The sequence below is a fragment of the Actinosynnema sp. ALI-1.44 genome (assembly GCF_001984155.1).
Taxonomy (GTDB): domain Bacteria; phylum Actinomycetota; class Actinomycetes; order Mycobacteriales; family Pseudonocardiaceae; genus Kibdelosporangium.
Genome location: NZ_MTQO01000044.1, coordinates 173,679 through 196,431 on the forward strand (window position 1 = coordinate 173,679; position 22,753 = coordinate 196,431).

Genomic DNA, 22,753 nt, shown 5'->3' on the forward strand with positions numbered 1-22,753 from the left:
CGTCGCCGAACCGCGGCACTCCACCCCGGGACCAACCCGTGCCGCGGCCAACTATTCACACATGGGGACACAGTGCGTAACTGCCGCCGAATGGGTGAACCTCGCCGACTACATGTCCGTAGTGGAGTACACCGCCTTGCCACCGAGGACTGTCAACTGTGGCTTCAGCGAGGCCAGTTCTTTCTCCGGCACGGCCAGCGGGTCCTGGTCGACGACGACCAGGTCAGCCAACTGGCCTGGTACCAGCGAACCCTTGTGTTCCTCAGCGTGTTCGAAGTACGCGGGATTGCTTGTCCACAGGCGGATCGCTTGTTCACGGGTCAGGCGGAGGCTGGGCGGGACCTCGGCCAACGGGTGGGGGCCCGCGCCGACGAAGGTGGCGAGTCCGACGCGCCAGTCGGGGAAGCACACCGGGGCGTCGGAGCTGTCCGCGACGGGCGCTCCGGCGGCAAGCAGGGCGGCTGCCGGGAACGCGTCGTTCCAGCGTTCCACGCCGACCGCGGCGCTGATCGTGGCTCCGCTGTAGGTTCGCATCAGCGAGCTTGTCACCACGCCGATCCGGTGTTCACCCAGGCGGCGGATCGTTTCCGGGGCCAGGAGTGTTCCGTGGATGAGGGCGTGGCGGGCTTGCGGCCACGGGTCTTTCGCCTGTGCTCGGATGATTCCGTCCGCCGCCGCGTCCGCCGCTCGGTCTCCGGTGACGTGGATCTGGGCTTGCAGGCGGTGACGGTGGACTACCTCGATCAGGTCCAGCAGATGGCTGTAGCGGGCGTCGTCGTCCGCGCCGGGGGTGACGAGGTGCCCCGAGGTTCCGTCCGGGTACGGGTCGTGCAGCCATGCCGTTCCGTGGCTGGGGACGCCGTCGGCGAAGAGTTTCACGCCGCCGATCCGCAGCCGGTTGTCGCCGAGGCCGGTGGCCACGCCTGTTTGTCCCAGCATGGTGGTCAGGCGTTCCACCGAGGTCGACGGGGACGGCCAGTCCCAGTGCAGGAGGGCGTTGACCCGCACCGTCGCTCGGCCTTGCTGGTGCAACAGCGTGTAGTCACGCAGGAGCTCCGGCCAGACGATCGGGTCCGTCACGCTGGTGACACCCAGGGTGTTCAGCACGCGCATGCCGTCGACGATCGCGTCGAGGCGTTCCTCTGTGGACAGCGCGGGAATGTGCCGGGTGACCAACTCCCCCGCGGATTCCAGGAGCATGCCGGTGGGTTCGCCGTCCTCGTCGCGGACGATGATCCCGCCGACCGGGTTCGCGGTGTGCCGGTCGATGCCCGCGCGGCGCAACGCGGCGGTGTTGACCAGGATCGAGTGGCGTGACGCGTGGTGCAGCACGGTCGGGACGTCACCGGTCACGGGGTCGATGACGGTGCGGTGCGGGTCGAGGTCCGGGATGTTGACCTCGCGCCAGCCCTCACCGACCAGCCAGCCGCCGCGCGGTGATTGCTTACGCAGCACCGCGTGCAGTGCCGGTACGGCGTCCACTGTGGTCAGGTCGGCGTTGCGGCGGGACTGGCCGAACATGGCCAGGTGCAGGTGTGCGTCGTTGATGCCCGGCAGCACCGCTCGGCCGTCCAGGTCGATGACCTGGGTGTCCGGCCCGATCAGTGCGGTGGCCTCTTCTCCGACGGCGGTGATCCGGTCGCCGGTGATCGCCAACGCGGTCGTCACGGTGAAGTCCTCGTCGACGGTCAATACTTTTCCGCCGCGCAGCACGATGTCCGCGGTCACCAGCCTGCCTCCAGTACTCGGTCCAGTGCCGTGGTCATCTCGTCCGCGTGCGCTCTGGTGAAGGTGAGCGGCGGTTTGAGCTTGAGGATGTTCCAGGACGGCCCGGTCGGGTACACCAGCACGCCTTCCTCCTTCAGCCGCTCGCAGACCACCAGCGTCTCCGGGATGGCCGGTTCCTTCGTCGCGCGGTCAAGGACGAATTCCACGCCGCTGTAGAAGCCCTGGCCCCGGACGTCACCGATGAGCGAGTGGCGGGTGGCCAGTTCGGTGAGCTGGTCCCGCAGATACTGCCCCACGGTCAGCGCGTTGTCCTGCAAGCCTTCCTCGTCCATGACGCGCAGCAGCTCCAGCCCGACCGCACATGCGACCGGGTTGCCGCCGTAGGTGGAGAAGAACCGCCCGGTGCGGTCGAACGCCTCCGAGATCTCCCTGGTGGTCACCAGGGCCGCCACGGGGAACCCGTTGCCCATGGCCTTGCCCATGGTGACGAAGTCGGGCACCACACCTTGGGTCTGGAATCCCCAGAACGCCTCGCCGAGGCGGCCGAATCCCACCTGGACCTCGTCGGCGATGGTGAACACGCCACGCTGCCGTGCCGCGTCGTGGATCGGCGCGAGGTAGCCGGGAGGCAGGACGATCTGGCCACCACCGGCCAGCAGGGCCTCGTACAGGAACGCGGCCGGTTCCACCTCGTCGAACGCGTCCGTGACGTGCCGCGCGTACTTGGCACCGGCGTCGGGGTCGTCGTAGCCGTACGCGCCGCGATAGCGATCCGGTACCGGGGTGGGATGTGTGGTGTCCGGCTTGCCGTAGTGCTTGTAGCGGGACGGGCTGACGTCGGCCACCGTGGTGGTGTAGCCGTGGTAGGCGTCGTCGATGATCACGACGTTGTCACGGCCGGAGATGTAACGGGCCATGCGCAGCGCCAGGTCGTTGGCCTCGCTGCCGGAGTTGAGGAAGTACACCACGTCCAGGCCGTCCGGCAGCGTGGCCGTCAGGGCTTCGGCGTAGTCGGTCAGCACGTCGTAGACGAACCGGCTGTTGGTGTTGAGCCGCCGCAGTTGCCGTGCCGCGGCGTCCACCAGCCTGGGGTGGCAGTGACCCAGGAGTGTGACGTTGTTGAGCGCGTCGAGGTAGCCTCGGCCCGTCTCGTCGTAGAACCGGCAGTCCCTGGCACGGACCATGTTCACCGGCGCGCTGAAGTAGGTCGGGTGGGTGTGCGGGAGGTGCCGTTTCCTGCCTTCCAGAGCCCTTGACGTGACGGACACCCACGGCTCGGCGCCGATCAACGGGCTGGGATCGGGCAGCAGTTCCCGCCACACCGGGGCGTCCTCGTACGCCACCGCACCGGGCACCTGGCGCCACCCGCCAAGCGGCACCACGGACACCTGGACCAGCAGCCGTTCGGACGCGCCGAGCACGCCGATGTGTTGTCCCGCGATCACCTTCCCGCCACCGACCGAAGCGGACAGTCCGGTGTAGATGGTCCAGAAGCGGACACCGGCCGCGGGTTCGTGCCGGAGGACCAGATCAGCGGCCGGGTTGCCGGTTTCCACCGTTCCCGCCAGTGGTGCCGTCACCGGGGTTCCGGCGGCGGCGAACACATCGAGTCCGGTGCGGATGTTCCCGCCGTCGGCGAATCGTGGCTCACCGTAGCGCCCAAGTGCCGGTTGGACACGCACCGCGGCGGATTCCGCGCCGCGCAACGCTGCCGAGTCGCGTGGGTCCGCGTCGTCGAACACGGCGCTACTCACCGACAGGTCGATCGGTGCCAGGTCGAAGTCCACAATGGCCCCACCGGCGTTCGCGGTGAGCCAACCGGTGACGGCATCGGAGGCCGGGTGGGCAGACAACCCGCACGCGTGCCGGAGTGTCGCTGTGCCCACGTACGTGGGGATTTCGGCGAGGGTGCGGACCAGGTCCGCCGCGGCTGGCGACCTGTGGCGTGGATCGCCGTGATCACGGGCCGCGTTGAGCCGGGCGGCCGTCGCGGCAACCGTGGCCGCGCGAACCGCCAGCATCGGGTACAGCAGGTCCAATTCGGCTTCGGTGAGCGGGCACACCTGGTGGTAGGCGGCGGTGAGCGCGGCGGCCAGGCGAAGCGGGTGCGGCTGGCCGCGCATGGCGCTGGCCAGCAGCACGGCGAGGTCGGCGATCCGGGCGGTGTACTGGGCGTCGCCGAAGTCGATCACACCGGTCACGCGTCGTTCACGACCCGGTCCGACCAGGATGTTGAACGCGTTCAGGTCGTGGTGGACCACGCCGTGGGGCAGGGCGGGCAACTCGTCCAGCATCGGCACGAACTCGGTCTCGACCAAGCTGATCGCGGCCCGCAGGCCCGGATCGGCCACCGCGGACAGCGACTCGGCCAGAGCCGTGGGCGCGTGCGGGAACTCCCAGTAGTGCGGCGGCGGCAGTTCCGTGTGCTGCCAGGTGGTGGTCGCGGCGGCCAGCCTGCCCGCCATCGCTCCCACGTCGGCGATCAGCTCGGCGCTGCGCCTGCCGACCTCGGCCAATGGTGTGCCGGGCAGCCACGTGAGCAGCCGGGCGACCAGGTCACCAACCGGGACCACGTCGCCGACGACTTGGGGAACGGGCAGGTCTGGTGAGTGTTCGGCAAGGTGCTGCAGGAGCGCGTTCTGGAACCGGACGGCGCCGAGATCGTCGTTGGCGCAGACCTTGAACACGTACTCCGCGCCAGACCCGTCGGCCACCCACAGGTTGCGATCGGTCTCCCCTGCCAACGGCCGCGTGCGCACGGCGTCGACGTCGAAGCTGTCGCGCAGCACGGCCCGCAGTGTGTCGTCGTCGAGCTGTGGGACGCCTGCGGTGATGCGCTGGTAGCGCTGGTCGATGGCGGACATCAGAACACCACCACCGATCGCAACGCCGAACCGCCGCGCAACGCTTCCAGAGCCGCCGGGAGCTCGGCCAGGTCGATCCGGCCGCTGATCAACGGTTCCAGGTTCAACGTCCCGTCCCGCCAGGCGTCGATCACCCGGGGGTAGTCGCGGCGCACGTCGCTGGAGCCGAACACCGAGCCGACCAGGTGTCGGCCGCTGGCGTACAGCTCACGCGCGGTGAACGGCACCACCGCGTCCGGCGCCCCGACGCCGACGACCACGGTGGTGCCGCCCCGGCGGGTGGCGTCGTACGCCGCCCGGATGGTGCCGGGAATCCCGACCGCTTCGAAAGCCACGTCGAACCCGTCCCCCATCACTCCGGTCAGTTCGTCCGGTGCGGCCACGGCGGTCGCACCCAGAGTCAACGCCAGTTCACGCTTGGCCGCGACCGGATCGACGGCGAGCACCGTGGCGGCGCCGGCGGCGCGGGCGGCCTGGACAACGGCCATCCCGACGCCGCCGCACCCGATCACCACGGCGCTGTCGCCCTGTCGAAGCGCCGCGGTGTTGCGGACCGCGCCCACACCCGTGGTGATGCCGCAGCTGACCAGTGCACCGATCTCGAACGGCACGTCATCCGGCAACGGCACCAGGTTGTGCTGTGTCACCACGATCTCCTCGGCGAACGCGCCACAGCCCGCCTGCGCGGCCACGGGCGAGCCGTCCACCACGAACCGGGGCCGCCGGTAGCCGGGCGTCGTGTTGTACGTGCACAGTTCGGGTTGTGCCCGCTGGCACCACGGGCATGTCCCGCACTGCGGCACCCACGACACCATCACCCTGTCCCCCACGGCGAACCCGGCCACGTCCGGACCGACTTCCAGTACCTCACCGGCCGCTTCGTGGCCGAGCACCACCGGTGGGGCGATGCCGAGCCGTCCGGTGGCAGCGGACAGGTCCGAATGGCACACACCCGCCGCCCGTACCCTGACCCGCACCAGCACGTCGGTGACGTCCATGGTGGACACGTCGTCCCGGATCCCGATCCCGTCCATTCCGCTGTGCTGCAACACCGCGGCCCGCATCAGATTCTCCTTCGGCTCAGCCGGTCTGCCATGTCGTCCAGGCCTGGACGACCCGGCTGTAGTTGCCGGTCCACCAGTCCGCGTTGATGAACACCGTGTCGGCCGCGTGTTGCGGGCCGAGCACGTCGATCTGCCGCTGGATGTCGTTCAGGTCCGACTTCCTGGCAGCGGTGTTGGCGGCGCCCGCACCGGACAGTTCGGCGAACCGCGCGCCCTGCTCCGGCCCGGAGGCGTACTTGATCAGCTCCTGTGCCTGGTCCTTCTTCGGGCTGCCCTTCGGCACCACGAACACGTCCCAGGTCACCGGGATCTTCGTGGGAACGCGTTTCCACTGCGTGCCACCGGCTTTCAACGTGGAGTACGCGCGGGCGCTGACGATCAGCGCCATGTCCGCCTGGTTGTCCACCATGATCTGCTGTTGCTGGCCGTAGGTCTGGGCCAGCGTGAGGTCGCGGCGGATCTTGCCGTACGTCCGCAGCACGCGGTCCATGTCCAGCGGGTAGAGCTTGTCGGCGGGCACACCGTCGGCGAGCAGCGCGGCTTCGAGTTGGCCGGTGGTCGGGTCCTTGGCGTAGATGACGCGTTTGCCGGGGAACTTCACCGGGTCGAAGAAGTCCGCGAGCGCGGTCGGCGGCTTGGCGCCGTAGGTCTTCTCGTTGTACATGAACATCAAGCCGAACAGGGCAGCCGGGACACCGCAGTCGGACAAGGTACCGGGTGGGAAGCTGTCCTTCAGCGGGCCCACGTCGATCTTCTCCAGCAACGTTCCGCAGTGCTCACGGGCCATGAACGCGTCTGTGTCGACGACGTCCCACGTCACGCGGCCCGCTTCCACCATGGCCCGCAGTTTGGCGTTGTCCGACGGGCCATCCAGCACCACCTTGACGCCGGTGTCCTTCTGGTACGGCTCCAGGAAGCCCTTCTGCTGCCCGTCCTGGTACGCGCCTTTGCCGTACGACACGAACGTGAGCGACTTGCCGTCCCCGCCCGCTGTGCCGCACGACGCGACTAACACGGCGACGACGGCCACCAATCCCAGTCGACGCACGACTCACCCTCCTTGAACGCTGGTCTGATGACTCGGACTCCAGCTGGCGATCACCGGCTCGCCCGGTGCGGCGGGCAGCGGGGCCCCGGCCAGCCGCATCGCGGAGCCCTCGGTGCCGCCGTCGAAACGCAGCCCGATCCGGTGGTGGTTGCCCACGTAGACGACCTCGGTGATCACCGCCTTGCGGCGCTGGTGTCCGTCGGGCACGCTGTCCGGCCCGGCGTGCAGGTCCAGTCGCTCCGGCCGGACCACGAACTTGCGCTCGTCGCCGTCCTCGGTGAACACATTGGACTCGCCGAGGAACTGGGCCACGAACAGCGTGGCCGGTCGTTCGTACAGCTCGGTCGGCGTGCCGACCTGCTCGACCTTGCCGTTGTTGAACACGGCGATCCGGTCGGACAGCGTCAGCGCCTCTTCCTGGTCGTGTGTGACGAACAGGAACGTCATACCCAGTTCGCGGTGCATCCGGGCGATTTCCTTGCGCAGCTGGTCGCGCAGTTTCTTGTCCAACGCCCCCAGCGGCTCGTCCATCAGCAGCGCCCGTGGCTGGTACACGACGGCGCGGGCCAGCGCGACGCGTTGCTGCTGACCGCCGGACAGCTGGCGGGGAAGGCGGTCGGCGCAGTCGGACAGCCCGACCAGCGCGAGTGCTTCGTCCACTTTGGTCCGGATCTCCGGTTTGGGCACGGAACGCTGCTGCAGCGGGAACGCCACGTTCTTGGCCACAGTCAGGTGTGGGAACAGGGCGTACTGCTGGAACACCACGCCGAGGTCGCGTTTGTGGGGCTTGAGGCCGCTGATGTCCTTGCCGTCGACGCAGATCGAGCCGCTGGTCAGCGGGACGAAACCGGCGATCATGGACAGGGTGGTGGTCTTGCCGGACCCGGACGGGCCGAGGAACGTCATGAACTCCCCCGGCGCGATGTCCAGCGAGACGTCGTCGACCGCGGGCCGGGGCAGCCCGGCGAACACTTTGGACACACCGGAGATCCGGATGCCGTGGCTTCGGGAAGGGTTCATGCGTCGCTCCGGCGTCGGCGGATGAGTTGGGGCAGCAGCAGGGCCGCGGTGGTGACCACGACGATCAGGCTGGACGCCGCGGCGATGGTCGGGTCGATCTCGAGCGTGATCGAGTCGTACATCTGGACGGGCAGGGTGCGGATGTCCGGGGTTTGCAGGAACAACGCGATCACCACTTCGTCGAACGAGGTGACGAACGCGAACACGAACCCGGAGGCGATGCCCGGCGCCAGCAGCGGGAGGGTGATCCGGCGGACGATGGTCCAGCCGGACGCGCCGAGGCTGGCCGCGGCGACCTCGACCGTGCGGTCGTACCCGGCGAGGCTGGCCGACACGGACGTGATCACGAACGGAACCGCGAGCACGGTGTGGGCCAGGACGAACCCGAGGAGCGTGCCGTTGAGGTGCCAGCGCAGGAAAGTGGCGTAGATGGCGATCGCGACCACGATGCCGGGCACGATCATCGGGGCCATCATGGCCGAGCGCAGCATCTCCCGGCCGGGGAACCGGCCGCGGTCCAGTCCGATCGCGGCGGCCACACCGATGACCGTGGCGAGCACACCGGTCAGCAACGCGGCCTGGACCGACGTGATCACGGAGTCCATCCACTGCGGTGAGGAGAAGAACTCCTCGTACCAGCGCAATGACCATTCCTTCGGCGGGAACTCGAAAGTCTGACCGGCGCCGAGGCTCATCGGAATGACCACAAGCGTGGGCGCAAGCAGCAGCACAGCGACCGCGAGCACCCACAGCCGCAGGCCCCACCCCATATTCTGCTTGGTACTAGGCACGGTCCACCGCCTGGTTCAACGCGGTCGCGGGCCGGGCGACCCGGCTGACCGCGAACAGCACGACGAGCGTGACGACCAGCAGGACAGTGCCCAGCGCGCCCGCGCCGGGGAAGTCCAGCAAATCACCGACTCGGGTCTCGATCACCTGGGACACCAGTGACTGCTGCGGGCTGCCCAGCAGAGCGGGCGTGATGAAGAACCCGAGCGTCACGATGAACACCAGACTGAAGCCGGACACCACACCCGGGAGCGACAGCGGGGCGTAGATCCGCGCGAACGACTTCGGGCGGGAAGCGCCGAGGCTGGTCGCCGCGTCCATCAGCCTCAGGTCGATCGTGCTCATGGTGCTGTACAGCGGCAGCACCATGAACGGCAGCATCACCTGGACCATCGCCACCGTCACACCGGTGACGCTGCCCAGCAGGACGACGCCGTCGATGCCGATGGCGGAGAAGAACCGATCGATCAGCCCACCGCGTTGTTCCAGCAGGTACCAGGCGAAGTTACGAGCCATCACCGACGTCCAGAACGGCAACAGCACCAGCACCGTGAGCACCGCCCGCATGCGGCGGGACACCCTGGTCATGGCGTAGGCGTACGGGTAGGCGATGAGCAGCGTGGCCACACCGACGATCAACGCGGTCCGCAGCGTGCGCAGCAGTACGGTGACTGACACGCCATCGGTGAACAGTGCGGTGTAATTGTCCAGCCCGATCGCTGGTTCGGTGAAGCTGCGCCACACGATGATGGCCAGCGGGTAGAAGAAGAACACCAGGAGAACCGCGATCGCGGGCAGCAGAATCCACCCGGTCGCTGACCGGCGGTTGTGCCGGGTCGAGGTCGCCCCGGCCATGTCCACGGTCTGGCTCAGGCGATCCGCACCCGGCTGACTCGCACCCGGTTGGGCGGCACCGCGCTGGACTGAACTTCGTTGCTCCGAATTCATCGGCGTCATCCCGCCAGCCACTTGCTGAACCGCGCGGTGACCTGGTCGAAATTCTGGGCCCACCACTTCGCGTTGCCGAGCACCACGGTGTGCTTGTGTTCCGGCGAGAACGCGTCGATGCGGCGTTGGACGTCGTCGAACTTCGGCGTGGCGTTCTGGTGCGCCGACTGGACGGAGGCCAGTTCGGAGAACTTCGCCGCCTGCTCCGGTTTGCTGGCGAAAGCGATGAACTTCATGGCCAGGTCGCGGTTCGCCGAGCCCTTGGGCACCACAAGGTCGTTCCAGTTCACCAAAGTCTTGTCCCACACTGTCTCGAACGGCGCGCCCGCCTTGAGCGTCTGGTAGGCCCGTGCCGTCGACACGAGCGTCAGGTCGACCTGGCCGTCCACCATGGACTGCTGCATCTGCCCGTACGTCTTGGCGAACGTGGTGATCGGCTTGATCACGTCGAGTTTGCGCAGTGCGCGTTCGACATCGAGCGGGTACAGCTTGTCGGCGGGCACACCGTCGGCGAGCAGCGCGTACTCCAGCAGACCGGTCGCCACGTCGGGCGGGACGATCCGGCGGCCGGGGAAGCGCACCGGATCGAAGAAGTCCGCGATCGTCGTGGGCTTCGTGCCGGTGAACTTCCTGGTGTCGTACATGAACAGGATGCTGTAGTAGAAGGCGGGCACACCGCATTCGCTGACCGTCTCCGGCGGGAACGCGGTGCGGTCGACCACCGAGAAGTCCAGCTTCTCCACGTACTTCCCGCAGTACTGTTCGGCCGCGGCGGCGCTGGTGTCCACCACGTCCCATGTGACCTTGCCTGCCTCGACCATGGTGCGCAGCTTGGCCTCGTCCACCGGGCCGTCGTTGCGGAACTTCGTCCCGGTCTGGTCGGTGAACGGCTGCTGCCACGCGGTCTTCTGGTTGTCCTGGAAGGAACTCCCAGTGGACACGAACGTGAGTGCCGGTTCGCTCGACCCGCTCCCGCCACAAGCGGTCGCCAGGACCAGAACCAGCGCCAGACAGCCAAGATTCTTCATTCGGCGCACAGCGACCTCCGAAGTCGGCGTTGACTTCCCTCGTCAGTTCCCGGCTGCCCGCACGTGCGTGGACACGACGCGGACCAGGGTGTCGGCTTGCTCGTCGGTGATGACCAACGGCGGCGAGATGACGATGTTGTTGCCCGCGGCGCGGATGATCAACCCGTCCGCTCGCGCTCCGGCCTGCACGCTCGCGGCGTCCCGGTCGAGCTCGATGCCGAGCATCAGGCCGACGCCGCGCACTTCCCGGACGTGGTCGAGTTCGGCCAGCGGTGCGAGGCCGTCCATCACGCGCGCCCCGACCGTCTTGGCTCGTTCCAACAGGCCTTCCCGTTCCAGGATGTCCAAGTTGGCCAGTGCGACGGCGGCTCCGACGGGGTGACCGTTGTAGGTGAAGCCGTGCGAGAACGTGGCGCCGTCGGCCAGGTCGAGCACGCGCCTGCCGATCAGGACCGCACCCATCGGGATGTATCCGCTGGACAGGCCCTTGGCGGTGACGATCATGTCCGGTTCGATGCCGTAGTACTCGGCGGCGAACCAGTGGCCGACGCGACCGAACCCGGTGACGATCTCGTCAAGGATCAGCAGGATGTCGTGGCGGCGCAGGACCTCCTGGACGCGGGGCCAGTAGTCGGCAGGCGGCGGGACCATGCCGCCGACGCCGAGCACGGGCTCGCCGATGAACGCGGCGACGCGGTCCGCGCCGAGTTCGGCGATCTTGTTCTCCAACTCGGTGACCAGCGTGTCGGTGTCGTGGTCGAGACTGTGCGGCTTGCCGAGGAACTCCACGTCCGGCATGAGCGGTCCGAACCCGGCCCGCAGCCGGTCGATCCCCGTCGCGGACAGTGACCCGCCGCCCATGCCGTGGTAACCGGCGGTCCTCGCCAGGATCACGGTCCGCTGTGGACGTCCGGCGTTGTACTGGGCCAGGCGGGCGAGTTTGATCGCCGTCTCATTGCCCTCGGAGCCGCCGTTGGTGAAGAACACGCGCTCGATCCCGGCGGGTGCCAGCTTCAGCAGCCGGTCGGCCAGCCGGATGGCGGGCTCGTTGGAGTAGTCGTTGAACGACGAGTAGAACTCGAGCCGCTCGATCTGGGCGGCCGCGGCGGCGGCGAGTTCCTTGCGGCCGTGCCCGACCGGGCACTGCCACAGGCCGCAGGTCCCATCCAGATAGGACTTCCCGTTGACGTCCCACAGGACCGCGCCCGCACCCCGTTCGAAGATCACCGGGCGGTCCGGTGCGCCGATCGTCGTGTGCGGGTGGATGATGCCGCCCATGTCCATCGCTTCGAGTGTGGTCATGCCCGCCGTCCTCACAGCCTGATCGCGATCGCCCGCGTCCTTGGCGGCCTAGTCTCGACCGCTCTGTTGTCATTGTCAACAGCTGAACCGCCCTTCGATCCCGGATTTCCGCCACCACCAGGCTAAAAGCCCGACGGCGATGTTCCCGACCGGACACGCCGGGTCGCCGGACGGACACCCGACCAGGTCGGTATTAGCACACCAGAACCGCCTGTTGACGTTATCAACATGCCTCTGTCACTCTCTGCGCCATGACACGACTGAGCCGACGCCAGATGATGGTGGCGTCCACAGCCACGGCTTTCGCCCTGTCCGCCACATCCGAGGCAGCCGCCGACACCGCCCCGTGTGGATCCCCGTGTGGATCACTGCCACGGGAGCCGATCCCGGCGCAGGTACCTGCCAGAGAAGGCTTCCTGGACGTGCCCGGCGCACGGTTATGGTTCTGGGACACCGGCGGCCACGGCCCCGCCGTCGTGCTGTCGCACCCAGGCAGCGGCAGCGCGTTGTCCTGGCCGTACCAACAACCCGTGTTCGCCAAGGCCGGGTACCGAGTGATCGCGTACTCACGGCGCGGGCACTACAACTCCACCCTGCCGACGCCGGGGAACCCCGGCGTCGGCGCCGATGATCTGCACGCGTTGGTCAACCACCTCGGACTGCGGCGGTTCCACCTGCTCGGCGCGGCCCTGGGCGGGTACTACGCGACGGACTACGCGCTGCTGCACCCGGAACGGTTGCACAGCCTGGTGATCCTGAGCAGCTTCATGGGCATCTCGGATCCGGAGTACCTGCGGGTGACGGAGTGGCTGCGGCCGCCGGGCTTCTCGGCCATGCGGCACGACTTCCTGGAGCTCAGCCCGTACTACCGGGCCGCCAACGAGGCGGGCGCTCGCAAGTGGCTGGAGATCTCGGACAAGTCACTGGGCGGGCACGACATCGAGAGCCAGACGTTGTCGGCCCCGATCAGCTGGGCGCGCCTGGAAACCCTCCGGGTGCGGACCCTGCTGGTCGGCGGGGACGCGGACCTCTACCTGCCGCCGCCGATCCTGCGGATGATCGCCGCCCACCTGCCGGGCAGCAGCTCGATCGTGTACAGCAAGGTCGGGCACTCGGCGAGCTGGGAACGTCCGAGCGAGTTCAACCGCGACGTGCTGAAGTTCCTTTCCGGCGGCCGGTTCCCGCGCGAAACTTGCCGCTGAGCACCGGGGCGGGTTGCTTGGCCAGCCCGCCACCGCACGTCGGCCAGGCGATTCGCGTCGAGCACCGGCGATCGGTGGGTGGCCTCGCATCGGCGTTCGGTCTCGATCACTCGCATGGCGGCCGCTCCCGAGGAGGAGGGCGCGGCCGCCGCGCACGGTGGCCACGAGCACGGTGGCCAGTTGCCCGACCGGTCCATCACCGACCACCGACGGACGATCCCCAGCAGCGAACGCGTCCCCGGATATCGGCTATCGATCCCCGCCCGGCACCAGCCAGCGGTCGGTTCCCGGAGCAATCCGCCGCCGAGCACCGCAATCAGCCGTCGAGCACCGGGGGGGCGGAGCTCGGCCAGCCTGCCGTCGCATACCGGCAGCTCGGTCCCGTCAGGACCAGCGGAGCAGTCGCGCCCTGCACCAGCGGGCCGGTGGGAGGCACGCCCCGGCGATCGGGTTCCCCGGGGCGATCAGGTTCCCGGGGGCCTGTCACCGCGCGCCCGGGGCCGCATTCCTCACCACCCAGCCGCCACCGGATACGAGCGGGCGCCCCCAAGGCCTGCGGGCCCGCTGCCCGGCACCAGCGGTCCTGCCCAGCACCAGCTGTCGGTTACCGCCGAGCACCAGCGGTCCTGCCCAGCACCAGCGGCCAGTTACCGCCGAGCACCAGGATTCCCGGCGAGCACCAGCGGGACGTTCCCGAAGGAGCCAGCCGCTGAACACCCGGCGGCCTGTCCTCGGCCAACCCCGCCAACGAACATTGGCGGTCAATCCCACCGAGCACGCAATCAACTCCACCGAGCACTCGGTCGACCCCACCGAGCATTGGTGGATCTATCCCCGGCGCAACCTGCCGCCGAGCACCTGGCCGGGTTGCTCGGCGAACCTGGCCCCGAGCACCCGGGGCGGGCTGCTCGGCGAACCCGACACCGATCCCTGGCACCGAGCACCAGTCCTGTCAGGACCAGCGGGCAGCTGCGCCCTCCACCGGCCGACGGTCGCAGCCACCGACCGGCGATCAATCGGCAGGGGGCTGCCGCCGTACACCGGTGGCAGACTCCCCCAGGACACCTGCCCCAGAAACCCAGGGACAACCTGCCCCAGTAGATCTGCCGCCGAGCAGCCAGCAAGAGCCACGCGCGCGCTCATCTCCAACGCTTAACGCCGCGACGTCGACGTTGGTTCCAACCCTATCGAATCCGGCCGCAGACCTTGACAAAGGCACGCCCAGATCGATGAGACGAGCAGCGCCCGGTTCACAGCTTGATCGCGACCGACTTGGTCTCCAGGAACGCCTCGATACCTTCGGCGCCGCCTTCTCGTTCCTGGCCGCTGTTGTGCATGCCGCCGAATGGCAGTTCTGGGCGGACCGGCGTGGGGTCGTTCAGGCCGATGACGCCGAAGTGCAGGTGGTCCATCGCGGTCCAGAGCCTGGTCAGGTCTTTGCCGAAGATGTACGCGGCCAGGCCGTAGTCGGTCGCGTTCGCGCGGCGCACGGCTTCCTCGTCGGTGTCGAACGTGTACACCGGCAGCACTGGGCCGAAGGTTTCCTCGCGGCTGATGAGCATGTCGTCTTCGACTCCGGTGAGGACAGTCGGCTCGTAGAAGGCGCCTTTCAGTTCGGCCGGGCCTGACCAGCGCTTGCCTCCGGTGCGCACTGCCGCACCTCCGCTGACGGCGTCTGCCACGTGCCGTTCGACCTTGTCCAGTGCCGTGTGGTCGATCAGCGGACCGATGGTTGTGCCCTCCGCTGTTCCTTCGCCTACTCGCAGGCTCGCGACCTTCGAGTCGATCAGGGTGAGCAGTTCGTCGTGGACGGACCGGTGCACGAACAGCCGGTTGACGGCTATGCAGCTCTGGCCCGCGTTGGCGAACTTCGCTGCCACCACTCCCGCCGCCGCCGCGGGCAGGTCCGCGTCGGCGAAGACGATCGCGGGCGAGTGCCCGCCCAGTTCCAGCGAGGTTCGGCGTAGGTGTGTCTTGGTGTTGGCCAGCAGGCTGAGCCCGACTTCCGTGGATCCGGTGAAGCTCACTTTCCGCAACCGGGGGTCGGCCAGCAGGGTCCCCGCCACCTCCGCGGGCCGGGAGGTGGTGATCGACTGGAGCACTCCGGCCGGCAGGCCGGTGTCATGCAGGATCCGCACCAGCGCCGTCGCGATCAGCGGCGTCTGCTCCGCCGGTTTGACGATCAACGGCGCCCCCGCCGCCAACGCGAGGCCGATCTTGCGGATCAGCATGCTGGCCGGGAAGTTCCACGGCGTGATCGCCAGCGCCGGTCCGACCGGGGCGGTCACCACCAGGCCTGGACCGTTCGGCGCGGACGGCAGCACGCGCCCACCGGCCCGCCTGGCTTCCTCCGCGCTCCACTCCAGCATCCGCGCACTGCCGAGCAGCTCCCCGCGCGCCTCCGCGAGGGGTTTGCCGTTCTCGCTGGTCAGCAGCGGGGCGAGGGTGTCGAGTTGGCCGCGGATCTCGGCCGCCGCTCGGCGCAGGTAGCCGCCGCGCTCCTCCACGGTCACGGCGCGCCACGCGTCGAACGCCGCGCAGGCCGCGTCCAGCGCGGCTCGCGCGTCCGCCGCGGTGCCGTCCGCGACCCGGCCGACTGGTTCCAGCGTCGCCGGGTCCACGACCTCGAACGATGCACTGCCCTGCCGCCACTGCCCGTCGATCAGCAAGGTCGCCCCGGAGTCCGCCGACATCGCCCAACCCTTCGTCGATCACGCCGTTTCCAGCCTTGGCGGCATCATGCCGCCGCTCTGTTGTTATTGTCAACAGATGAGTTCACCAGGGAAACCCGGCCGGTCGGCGACCACGGACCGGCGTCGAACGCCTACAGTGCAGGGCATGAAGCCCACGCCGAGCGCCTCGTCGGACCCCGCGCCGCCGGAGCGGACCGCCTCCGCCGACCAGCTGCCGATCCACGAACTGCTGTCGTACCGGCTCAGCCGGGTGGCCAACGCGATGTCCCGCAGCGCGGCGCTGCGCTACCGGCGCGAATTCGACGTCAGCCTCGGCGAATGGCGGACCATCGCACTCCTGGGCGCGGACGCCCCGCTGACGCTCAACAAGCTGGCCCGACTGGCCGCATTGGACAAGGCGCAGATGAGCAGGGTCGTCGCCAAGCTCAGCGAGCGCGGCCTGGTGCTGCGCGAACTGGGCGCGGGCCGGACCACCCAGCTCACCCTGACCCGCAAGGGCGCCGCGCTCTACCGCGGCCTCATCGACGCGGCCAACGAGCGTGACCAGGCGTTCCTCGTCTGCCTGACCGAGCAGGAACGCCAGGTGCTCGACACCGCACTGGACAAACTGGGCACCCTCGCCCGGGCGCTCGAGCGCGCCGAGGAGCGATAACCAGGCATGTGTTGACACTATCAACACCTGTCTGACACGCTCGGCACCATGGCTGACCGTGTCACGATCTGCGAGTGCTTCGCCCGCGACGGGCTGCAGCACGAGCCGGACTTCGTCCCGACGGACACCAAGCTGTCCACCATCGGCGCGTTCGCCGACGCGGGCTTCCGCCGGATCGAGGCGACCAGCTACAGCCACCCGGACCGCGTCCCCGCCTTCCGCGACGCCACCGACCTGCTGTCCGCGTTGCCCCGCAGGACGGGGGTCGCGTACAAGGCGACCTGTCCCAATCCCCGTGCGGTGCAACGGGCACTGGCCGATCTGGATGCCGGGCACGGCGCCGACGAGCTGAGCCTGCTCGTGTCGGCGACCGAGGCGCACACCGAGCGCAACCTGCGCACCACCCGCGCCAGGCAATGGGAGAACGTCGCCGAGATGGTGCGGCTGGCCGCGGGCCGGTTCACCTTGGTCGGCGTCATCTCGATGGCGCTGGGTTGCCCGTTCGAGGGGCGGGTGGATCCGGGGAGCGTCGTGGAGGACTTCGCGCGGTTCGCGGATCTCGGCGTGTCGCTGGTGACCGTCGGTGACACGACCGGTCTGGGCGTTCCGACCACCGCGGGGCCGCTGTTCTCCCGGCTGGCCAAGGAGTTCCCGGACGTGCCCGCTGTGGCGCACTTCCACAACACCCGGGGAACCGCACTGGCCAACTGCGTCGCCGCGTTGGACGCCGGGTGCCGGTACTTCGACAGCGCGTTCGGCGGCGTCGGCGGGCATCCGGCGCAGATCGGCTACGGCAGCGGCCTGACCGGCAACACCTGCACCGAGGACCTGGTCAACATGTTCGAGGCGATGGGTGTCGACACCGGACTGGACCTCGATCTGGTGATGGCCGCGTCCGCGCGGTGTGAGGAAGCGCTCGGCCGCCCCCTGCACAGCATGGTCGCGCGTGCCGGGCTCGGTTTGGGGGCGCCGCATGACATCTGAGGAGACAACCGTGCTGTTGCGCGACGACCACGGCCCGGTCCGGGTGATCCGGCTCAACCGGCCGGACAAGCACAACGCCCTCAACACCGAACTGACCAGGGCCCTGCTGGACGAACTGCTCGCCGCGGACGCGGACGGCTCCGTCCGCGCGGTGGTGCTCGCCGGGGAGGGACGCAGTTTCTGCGCGGGTGCCGACATCACCGAGTTCGCCGACCTGACACCGGACAACCAGGACGCCGTGCTGCGCCGCGCGGAACTCACTGCCCGAACGCAACTCCTGCCGCAGCAGTTGAGCAAACCGATCGTCTCGGTCGTGTGGGGCAACGCGCTCGGCGGCGGCGCGGGACTGGCGATCGGCTGCGACATGATGGTCGTGGCGGACGACGTGCGGTTCGGCTACCCCGAACTGAAGCACTCCCTGGTACCGGCGATCGTGATGACCGGTCTGCAACGGCAGATCGGCCGCAAACTCGCGTTCGAGATGATCAGCCACGGCACCCTGCTCGACGCCGACGACCTGGTCAGACTGGGGTTGGCCAACCGCCGGGTCAGCCGGGACAAGGCGCTGGACACCGGGATCGAGATCGCGTCGAAGTGGAGCGAGCCGTCCTCGATGGCGATGGCGGCCACCAAGGACCTGTTCTACCGCGTGGCGGACCTGCCGGTGGACCAGGCCATGCGCGCCGGGCGGGACGTCAACGCGATCATGCGCGGCTTCCGGGGCTGATGACGCGTGCTCCCCTTGTCCGGAATCACTGTTCTCGACTTCTCCCGTGTGCTGGCCGGTCCGATGGCCACGCAGGTCCTCGCCGAACTCGGTGCGGACGTGATCAAAGTGGAGCGTCCCGGCTCCGGCGACGAGTCACGCCAGATGCAACCGGTGCTGCCCAGCGGGGAAAGCGCCTACTACTTCGCGTTCAACCGTGGCAAGCGGTCGGTGGCGATCGACCTGAAAACCGACAACGGCAGGCAGCTGGCCACCGACCTGGCCGGGACGGTCGACGTGGTCGTCGAGAACTTCCTGCCCGGTGGCATGGATCGGCTCGGGCTGGGCTACTCCGAGTTGTCCGCGGCCAATCCCGGTCTGGTGTACGTGTCCTGCACCGGTTTCGGGCAACGTGGGCCGTACTCCGGCCGCAAGGGCTACGACACCGTGTTCCAGGCGTTGTCCGGGTTGATGGCGTTGACCGGGCATCCGGATTCGCCGCCCGCGAAGGCCGGTGTTCCCGTCGCGGACATGACGTCCGGGCTGTGGATCGCCATCGCCGTCCTCACCGGACTGGTCGGCCGGGGCAGCACCGGTACCGGCAGGCACATGGATCTGTCCATGATGGACGTTCAGGTCAGTCTGCTCGCCCTCGCCGCTGCGCGGTTGTTCGCGTTGGACGAGGATCCGCACCGCACCGGTACCGAGCACCCCGGCCGCGTGCCGTCTGCGGCGTTCGCCTGTTCCGACGGCAAATGGCTGCACATCAGTTGCAGCGACCAGCATTGGTTGCCGTTGTGCGAGACAATGGTCGTTCCCACCTTGGCCGAGGATGCGGACTTGCGGCACAACGCCGGTCGGTTGGCTCAACGGGAACGTGTGATGGCCGTGCTGACAGCCGCGTTCGCCCAGCGTCCGCGCGCCGAGCTGGCGACCGCTCTGCGCGCGGCCGGAGTGCCTGTCGGCGAGGTCAACACCGTCCGCGAGATCCTCGCCGACGAGAACACCGTGGGACGGGGGATGGTCGGCGACTTCGAACACCCGGTGGCCGGGTCGTTCCCGGCGTTGCGGACTCCACTTCGGATGTCCGATATGGACGACTATGCCGCGTTGCCGGTGGGGACGCCGCCCCGGCTGGGCGCGGACACCGGCGATGTGCTGCGGGACCGGTTGGGGCTGAGCGACAGCGAGATCGACGCGCTGCGCCGGGAAGGGGCAATCGGATGACACACGGCAACATCGGCGACATCGGCACCGAGGTGCTCCTCGACGTGGTCGACGGGGTCGCCACCGTGGTGCTGAACCGGCCAGCGGCGCGTAACGCGCTCAACCTGGCTATGTGTCTAGCCTTGCGGGACGCGTTCGAACGACTCGACTCCGCTGCGGACGTGCGCGTCGTGCTGCTCCGCGCCAGCGGGCCGGTGTTCTGCGCCGGAGCGGACCTCAAGGAACGCACCGGGCGGGACGCGGCGTGGGTGCGCCGCAGGCGTCAGGCCTCCTTCGCGGCCTACGAGGCGATCGAGCGGTGTGCCAAGCCGGTGGTGGCGCTGGCGCACGGCGCAGTCGTCGGGTCCGGCGGGGAGATCGCGATGAGCTGCGACTTCGTCGTCGCCACGACGGACACGACATTCCGCTTCCCCGAACCGCACTGGGGCACTGTCGGCGCGACACAACGGCTGCAACGGGTGATCGGCCGTCACCGCGCCAAGGAGTTGCTGTTCACCAACCGGATCATGGCCGCCGCCGAGGCACATCAGGTCGGCCTGGTGGCGCGCCTGGTCGAACCGGACGAGCTGGACGCGGCGGGTGTGGCGGTGGCTGCCGAGATCGCCAAGGCTCCCCCGCTGTCGGTGGCCTTGACCAAACAAGCGGTCGACCTCGGCGCGGAGACCGATTTGGACCGTGGCATCCGGATCGAGATGGCGGCGATCGAGCGTAACCTCGCGGACGGCGGCTGGCAGCGGGGCGTCGCGGACTTCAGCGAGGCCACGGCAGCCCGGCGGGATCAGGAGGTTTGATGGAGCTGGCGGGTATCTGTCCCCTCACCACGGACGAAGCCCTGCGCCGTGCCGTGGCCATCGCGCCTGACGTGGAGGCTGTGGTCACCGCGGACAGCCGTGTCACGTACAGCGAACTGGCGGCCGAGGTGGCCCGGATCCGTGCGGCCCTGGCCGCGGCGGGCGTGCGGCACGGGGATCACGTCGGTGTGTGCGTGGGCAACGGGCCACGGTGGGTGGCGTTGTTCCTGGCGATCAGCTCGCTCGGGGCCGTGACCGTGCCGGTCAACACACGGCTGAAGTCCGCCGAACTCGGCTACGTCCTGCGCCAGTCCAAGGTCAGCGTGTTGTTCCTGGCCGACCGGGTGCTGACGGCGGACCTGGCCGGGGTGCTGCGTGCGACGTGCCCCGCGGTGGACACCGGGCTGCCCGATCCAGGCCTGCCCGACCTGCGCCGGGTGGTCGTGATCGGCTCCGACGTGCCCGCCGCGGCGGGTTCGTGGGACGAGTTCCTCGCGGCTGCCGCCGAGCCCGTCGCGGCCGCCTGTTCGCCCGAGGACGTGCTGCTGGTGCAGTACACGTCGGGAACCACGTCGTACCCCAAGGGTGTGTTGCTGACGCACCGGAACATGTGCGCGAACGGGTTCTTCTCCGGCGGACGGGTCGGGTTGCGTGTCGGCGACCGGTTCCACACCGCGCGGCCGTTCTTCCACGTCGCCGGGACCACGCTGTCGATCCTGTCGTGCCTGCAGCACGTGGCGACCGTGGTGGCGATGGAGAAGTTCGAGGCGGGCGAGGCGCTGCGGCTGTTCGAGGACGAGCGGTGCACGCATTTCTCCGGCAACGACACGATCGCGTTGATGCTGCTCAACCACCCGGATCGGCCGAACCGCCACCTGGTGTTGCGCGGGGCGTGGTTGGCCGCGTCGCCGTCGGTCGTGCGGCGCGTGATCGACGAACTGGGCGCGCGGGAATGCGTTGTCGGATACGGGCTTTCCGAGGCGTCGCCGAACGTCGCGCAGTCGGCGTGGTGGGAGCCCGAGGAGATCCGGGCCGCGGCTCTCATGGTGCCCCAGCCCGGTGTCGAGGTCCGCGTGCGGGACGTCTCGTCCGGCGCGGACTGTCCGGTGGGGACGGCGGGCGAGATCGTGGTGCGGGGCTGGAACGTGATGCTCGGCTACCTCGACCTGCCGCGGGACACCGCGGCGGCGTTGGACCCGGACGGCTGGCTGCACACCGGGGACCTCGGCAGGCTGGACGCGGACGGCAGGCTGGAGTTCGCGGGCAGGCTCAAGGAGATCATCCGGGTCGGCGGCGAGAACGTGGCTCCGGCCGAGGTGGAGAACGTGCTGCACCAGCACCCGATGATCCGCCAGGCGGTGGTGGTCGGTGTCCCGGATGACCGGCTGGTCGAGGTCCCGTTCGCGTTCGTCGTGCTCAACGACGGCTGCGTGGCCAGCCCGGCCGAGCTGGTCGACTGGGTCCGGCCGCGTCTCGCCGGGTTCAAGGTGCCCCGCCGGGTGCACCTGGTCGACGGGTTCGAGCAGTTCGGCATGACCGAGAGCGCTAAGGTGCGCAAGCAGCCGTTGGCCGAGCACGCGGTGCGGCTGTTGGAGGCGGGGCGATGAGGATCCGCACGGCGGTGACCGATCTGGTCGGGATCGACCTGCCGGTCGTGCAGGCCGGGATGTCGTGGGTGTCGTCGGCGTCGGCGCTTCCGCTGGCGGTGTCCGCGTCGGGTGGGCTCGGTGTGGTGGCCGCGGGCCCGATGCGGCTGCCGGACCTCAGCCGTGTCATCGACGAGGTGCGGCAGGGCACGGACCGGCCGTTCGCGGTGAACCTGCCGCTGTACCGGCGTGGCGCCGAGGAGGTCATGGACCTCCTGGTGGCCAAGCGACCGCCGGTGTTGATCGCCTCGCAGGGCGGGCCGCGCCGTTATCTGGCGCGGTTCCGTGACGCGGGCACGATCTGCTTGCACGTGGTGACCAGTGTCGAGCACGCGCGGAAAGCCGCCGACGCGGGCGTGGACGGCCTGGTGGTGGTCGGCGCGGAGGCGGGCGGGCACCCCGCGCCCAACCAGGTGTCCACGCTGGTCGTCGTCCGTGCGGTCACCACGGCACTGCCGGAGTTGCCGGTGATCGCCTCCGGCGGCCTCGCCGACGGGGCTGGCCTGGCCGCGGCACTGGCCATCGGCGCGGGAGCCGCGCAGTTCGGCACCCGGTTCCTGCTCAGCACGGAGGCCAACGTGCACCGCGCCTACCAGGACGCGGTGCTGCGCGCCGGGATCGACGACACCCGCCTGGTCGGCCGTGACCTCGGTCCGGTCCGCACGCTGGTCAACGAGTTCGCCTCGCGGATGGCGAAACTGGAGGAAACCGGAGCCGACCTGGAGACCCGGCGAGCCGAATTCACCAAGTCGACTCTGCGGATGGCCGCGTACGAGGGGGACGTGGTCCACGGGAAGGTCGAGGCCGGTCAGTCCGCCGGATTGATCGGATCGGTGCTGCCCGCCGCCGAGATCGTCCGCAAGCTCGCTGCGGAGTACGTCGCCGCGGTCACGCGCCTCCCCCAGCCTGAATTCTTTTCGGTTTGACGCCAAAACTTATGGGAACCGCACCGCTCTCACTGTTCAACGGATCGGAAGAACAGTAATTCGACCAGGTGTCCACGGAGTATCGACATTCGCTCTGACCTGCGGCGACAGCCACAAAGGACATTAAAGGATAGG

Annotated in this window: 18 protein-coding genes; 8 read left to right on the forward strand and 10 right to left on the reverse strand. The window is 69.0% G+C overall.

Going from position 1 to position 22,753, the window contains the following annotated elements; translation table 11 throughout:
* Positions 1-108: 108 nt before the first annotated feature.
* The 9 genes from ALI144C_RS19425 to ALI144C_RS19465 form a co-directional block, all read right to left on the reverse strand.
* A complete protein-coding gene (locus ALI144C_RS19425; RefSeq protein WP_076988529.1) occupies positions 109-1,728 on the reverse strand; it encodes an amidohydrolase in 1,620 nt (539 codons plus the stop codon).
* Positions 1,725-4,592, reverse strand: a complete 2,868-nt coding sequence (locus ALI144C_RS19430; RefSeq protein ID WP_076988530.1) for an aminotransferase class III-fold pyridoxal phosphate-dependent enzyme — start codon at positions 4,590-4,592, stop codon at positions 1,725-1,727. The genes ALI144C_RS19425 and ALI144C_RS19430 overlap by 4 nt, the downstream gene beginning before the upstream one ends.
* The gene (locus ALI144C_RS19435; RefSeq protein ID WP_076988531.1) at positions 4,592-5,656 is read right to left on the reverse strand and encodes an alcohol dehydrogenase catalytic domain-containing protein; all 1,065 of its coding nucleotides are present in this window, start codon (positions 5,654-5,656) and stop codon (positions 4,592-4,594) included. The genes ALI144C_RS19430 and ALI144C_RS19435 overlap by 1 nt, the downstream gene beginning before the upstream one ends.
* A gap of 16 nt (positions 5,657-5,672) precedes the next feature.
* Positions 5,673-6,704, reverse strand: a complete 1,032-nt coding sequence (locus ALI144C_RS19440) for an extracellular solute-binding protein (protein WP_076988532.1) — start codon at positions 6,702-6,704, stop codon at positions 5,673-5,675.
* A 3-nt stretch (positions 6,705-6,707) separates the two neighbouring features.
* Positions 6,708-7,724 (reverse strand): ABC transporter ATP-binding protein, encoded by a 1,017-nt coding sequence (locus ALI144C_RS19445; protein WP_076988533.1) that lies wholly within the window; start codon positions 7,722-7,724, stop codon positions 6,708-6,710.
* A complete protein-coding gene (locus ALI144C_RS19450; protein ID WP_076988534.1) occupies positions 7,721-8,494 on the reverse strand; it encodes an ABC transporter permease in 774 nt (257 codons plus the stop codon). The genes ALI144C_RS19445 and ALI144C_RS19450 overlap by 4 nt, the downstream gene beginning before the upstream one ends.
* Before the next feature lie 13 nt (positions 8,495-8,507).
* Complete coding sequence (locus tag ALI144C_RS19455) at positions 8,508-9,368, reverse strand: ABC transporter permease (protein ID WP_076988535.1); 861 nt, start codon at positions 9,366-9,368, stop codon at positions 8,508-8,510.
* A 98-nt stretch (positions 9,369-9,466) separates the two neighbouring features.
* Complete coding sequence (locus tag ALI144C_RS19460) at positions 9,467-10,489, reverse strand: ABC transporter substrate-binding protein (protein WP_076988536.1); 1,023 nt, start codon at positions 10,487-10,489, stop codon at positions 9,467-9,469.
* A 42-nt stretch (positions 10,490-10,531) separates the two neighbouring features.
* Positions 10,532-11,791 (reverse strand): aminotransferase family protein, encoded by a 1,260-nt coding sequence (locus ALI144C_RS19465; protein WP_076988537.1) that lies wholly within the window; start codon positions 11,789-11,791, stop codon positions 10,532-10,534.
* Positions 11,792-12,042: 251 nt separating this feature from the next.
* On the opposite strand from ALI144C_RS19465, the gene ALI144C_RS19470 reads away from it, so the two are divergent.
* A complete protein-coding gene (locus ALI144C_RS19470) occupies positions 12,043-12,993 on the forward strand; it encodes an alpha/beta fold hydrolase (RefSeq protein WP_083753198.1) in 951 nt (316 codons plus the stop codon).
* 1,250 nt (positions 12,994-14,243) lie between these two features.
* Here the strand turns inward: ALI144C_RS19470 and ALI144C_RS19475 are convergent.
* Positions 14,244-15,686 (reverse strand): NAD-dependent succinate-semialdehyde dehydrogenase, encoded by a 1,443-nt coding sequence (locus ALI144C_RS19475; protein ID WP_076988538.1) that lies wholly within the window; start codon positions 15,684-15,686, stop codon positions 14,244-14,246.
* A 145-nt stretch (positions 15,687-15,831) separates the two neighbouring features.
* On the opposite strand from ALI144C_RS19475, the gene ALI144C_RS19480 reads away from it, so the two are divergent.
* The 7 genes from ALI144C_RS19480 to ALI144C_RS19510 are packed head-to-tail and all read left to right on the forward strand — an operon-like array spanning position 15,832 to position 22,618.
* On the forward strand, positions 15,832-16,338 hold the full coding sequence (locus ALI144C_RS19480) for a MarR family winged helix-turn-helix transcriptional regulator (protein ID WP_076988539.1): 507 nt from the start codon (positions 15,832-15,834) through the stop codon (positions 16,336-16,338).
* A gap of 48 nt (positions 16,339-16,386) precedes the next feature.
* Positions 16,387-17,322, forward strand: coding sequence for a hydroxymethylglutaryl-CoA lyase (locus ALI144C_RS19485; protein ID WP_076988540.1), 936 nt, complete (start codon positions 16,387-16,389; stop codon positions 17,320-17,322).
* A complete protein-coding gene (locus ALI144C_RS19490; RefSeq protein ID WP_076988541.1) occupies positions 17,312-18,049 on the forward strand; it encodes an enoyl-CoA hydratase/isomerase family protein in 738 nt (245 codons plus the stop codon). Before ALI144C_RS19485 ends, ALI144C_RS19490 begins: the two co-directional genes overlap by 11 nt.
* A 6-nt stretch (positions 18,050-18,055) precedes the next feature.
* Entirely contained in the window at positions 18,056-19,255 is a 1,200-nt protein-coding gene (locus ALI144C_RS19495) for a CaiB/BaiF CoA transferase family protein (protein WP_076988542.1), read from the forward strand.
* Complete coding sequence (locus ALI144C_RS19500) at positions 19,252-20,046, forward strand: enoyl-CoA hydratase/isomerase family protein (protein WP_076988543.1); 795 nt, start codon at positions 19,252-19,254, stop codon at positions 20,044-20,046. Before ALI144C_RS19495 ends, ALI144C_RS19500 begins: the two co-directional genes overlap by 4 nt.
* The gene (locus ALI144C_RS19505) at positions 20,046-21,653 is read left to right on the forward strand and encodes an AMP-binding protein (RefSeq protein ID WP_076988544.1); all 1,608 of its coding nucleotides are present in this window, start codon (positions 20,046-20,048) and stop codon (positions 21,651-21,653) included. Before ALI144C_RS19500 ends, ALI144C_RS19505 begins: the two co-directional genes overlap by 1 nt.
* Entirely contained in the window at positions 21,650-22,618 is a 969-nt protein-coding gene (locus ALI144C_RS19510; RefSeq protein WP_076988545.1) for an NAD(P)H-dependent flavin oxidoreductase, read from the forward strand. Before ALI144C_RS19505 ends, ALI144C_RS19510 begins: the two co-directional genes overlap by 4 nt.
* Positions 22,619-22,753 lie beyond the last annotated feature (135 nt).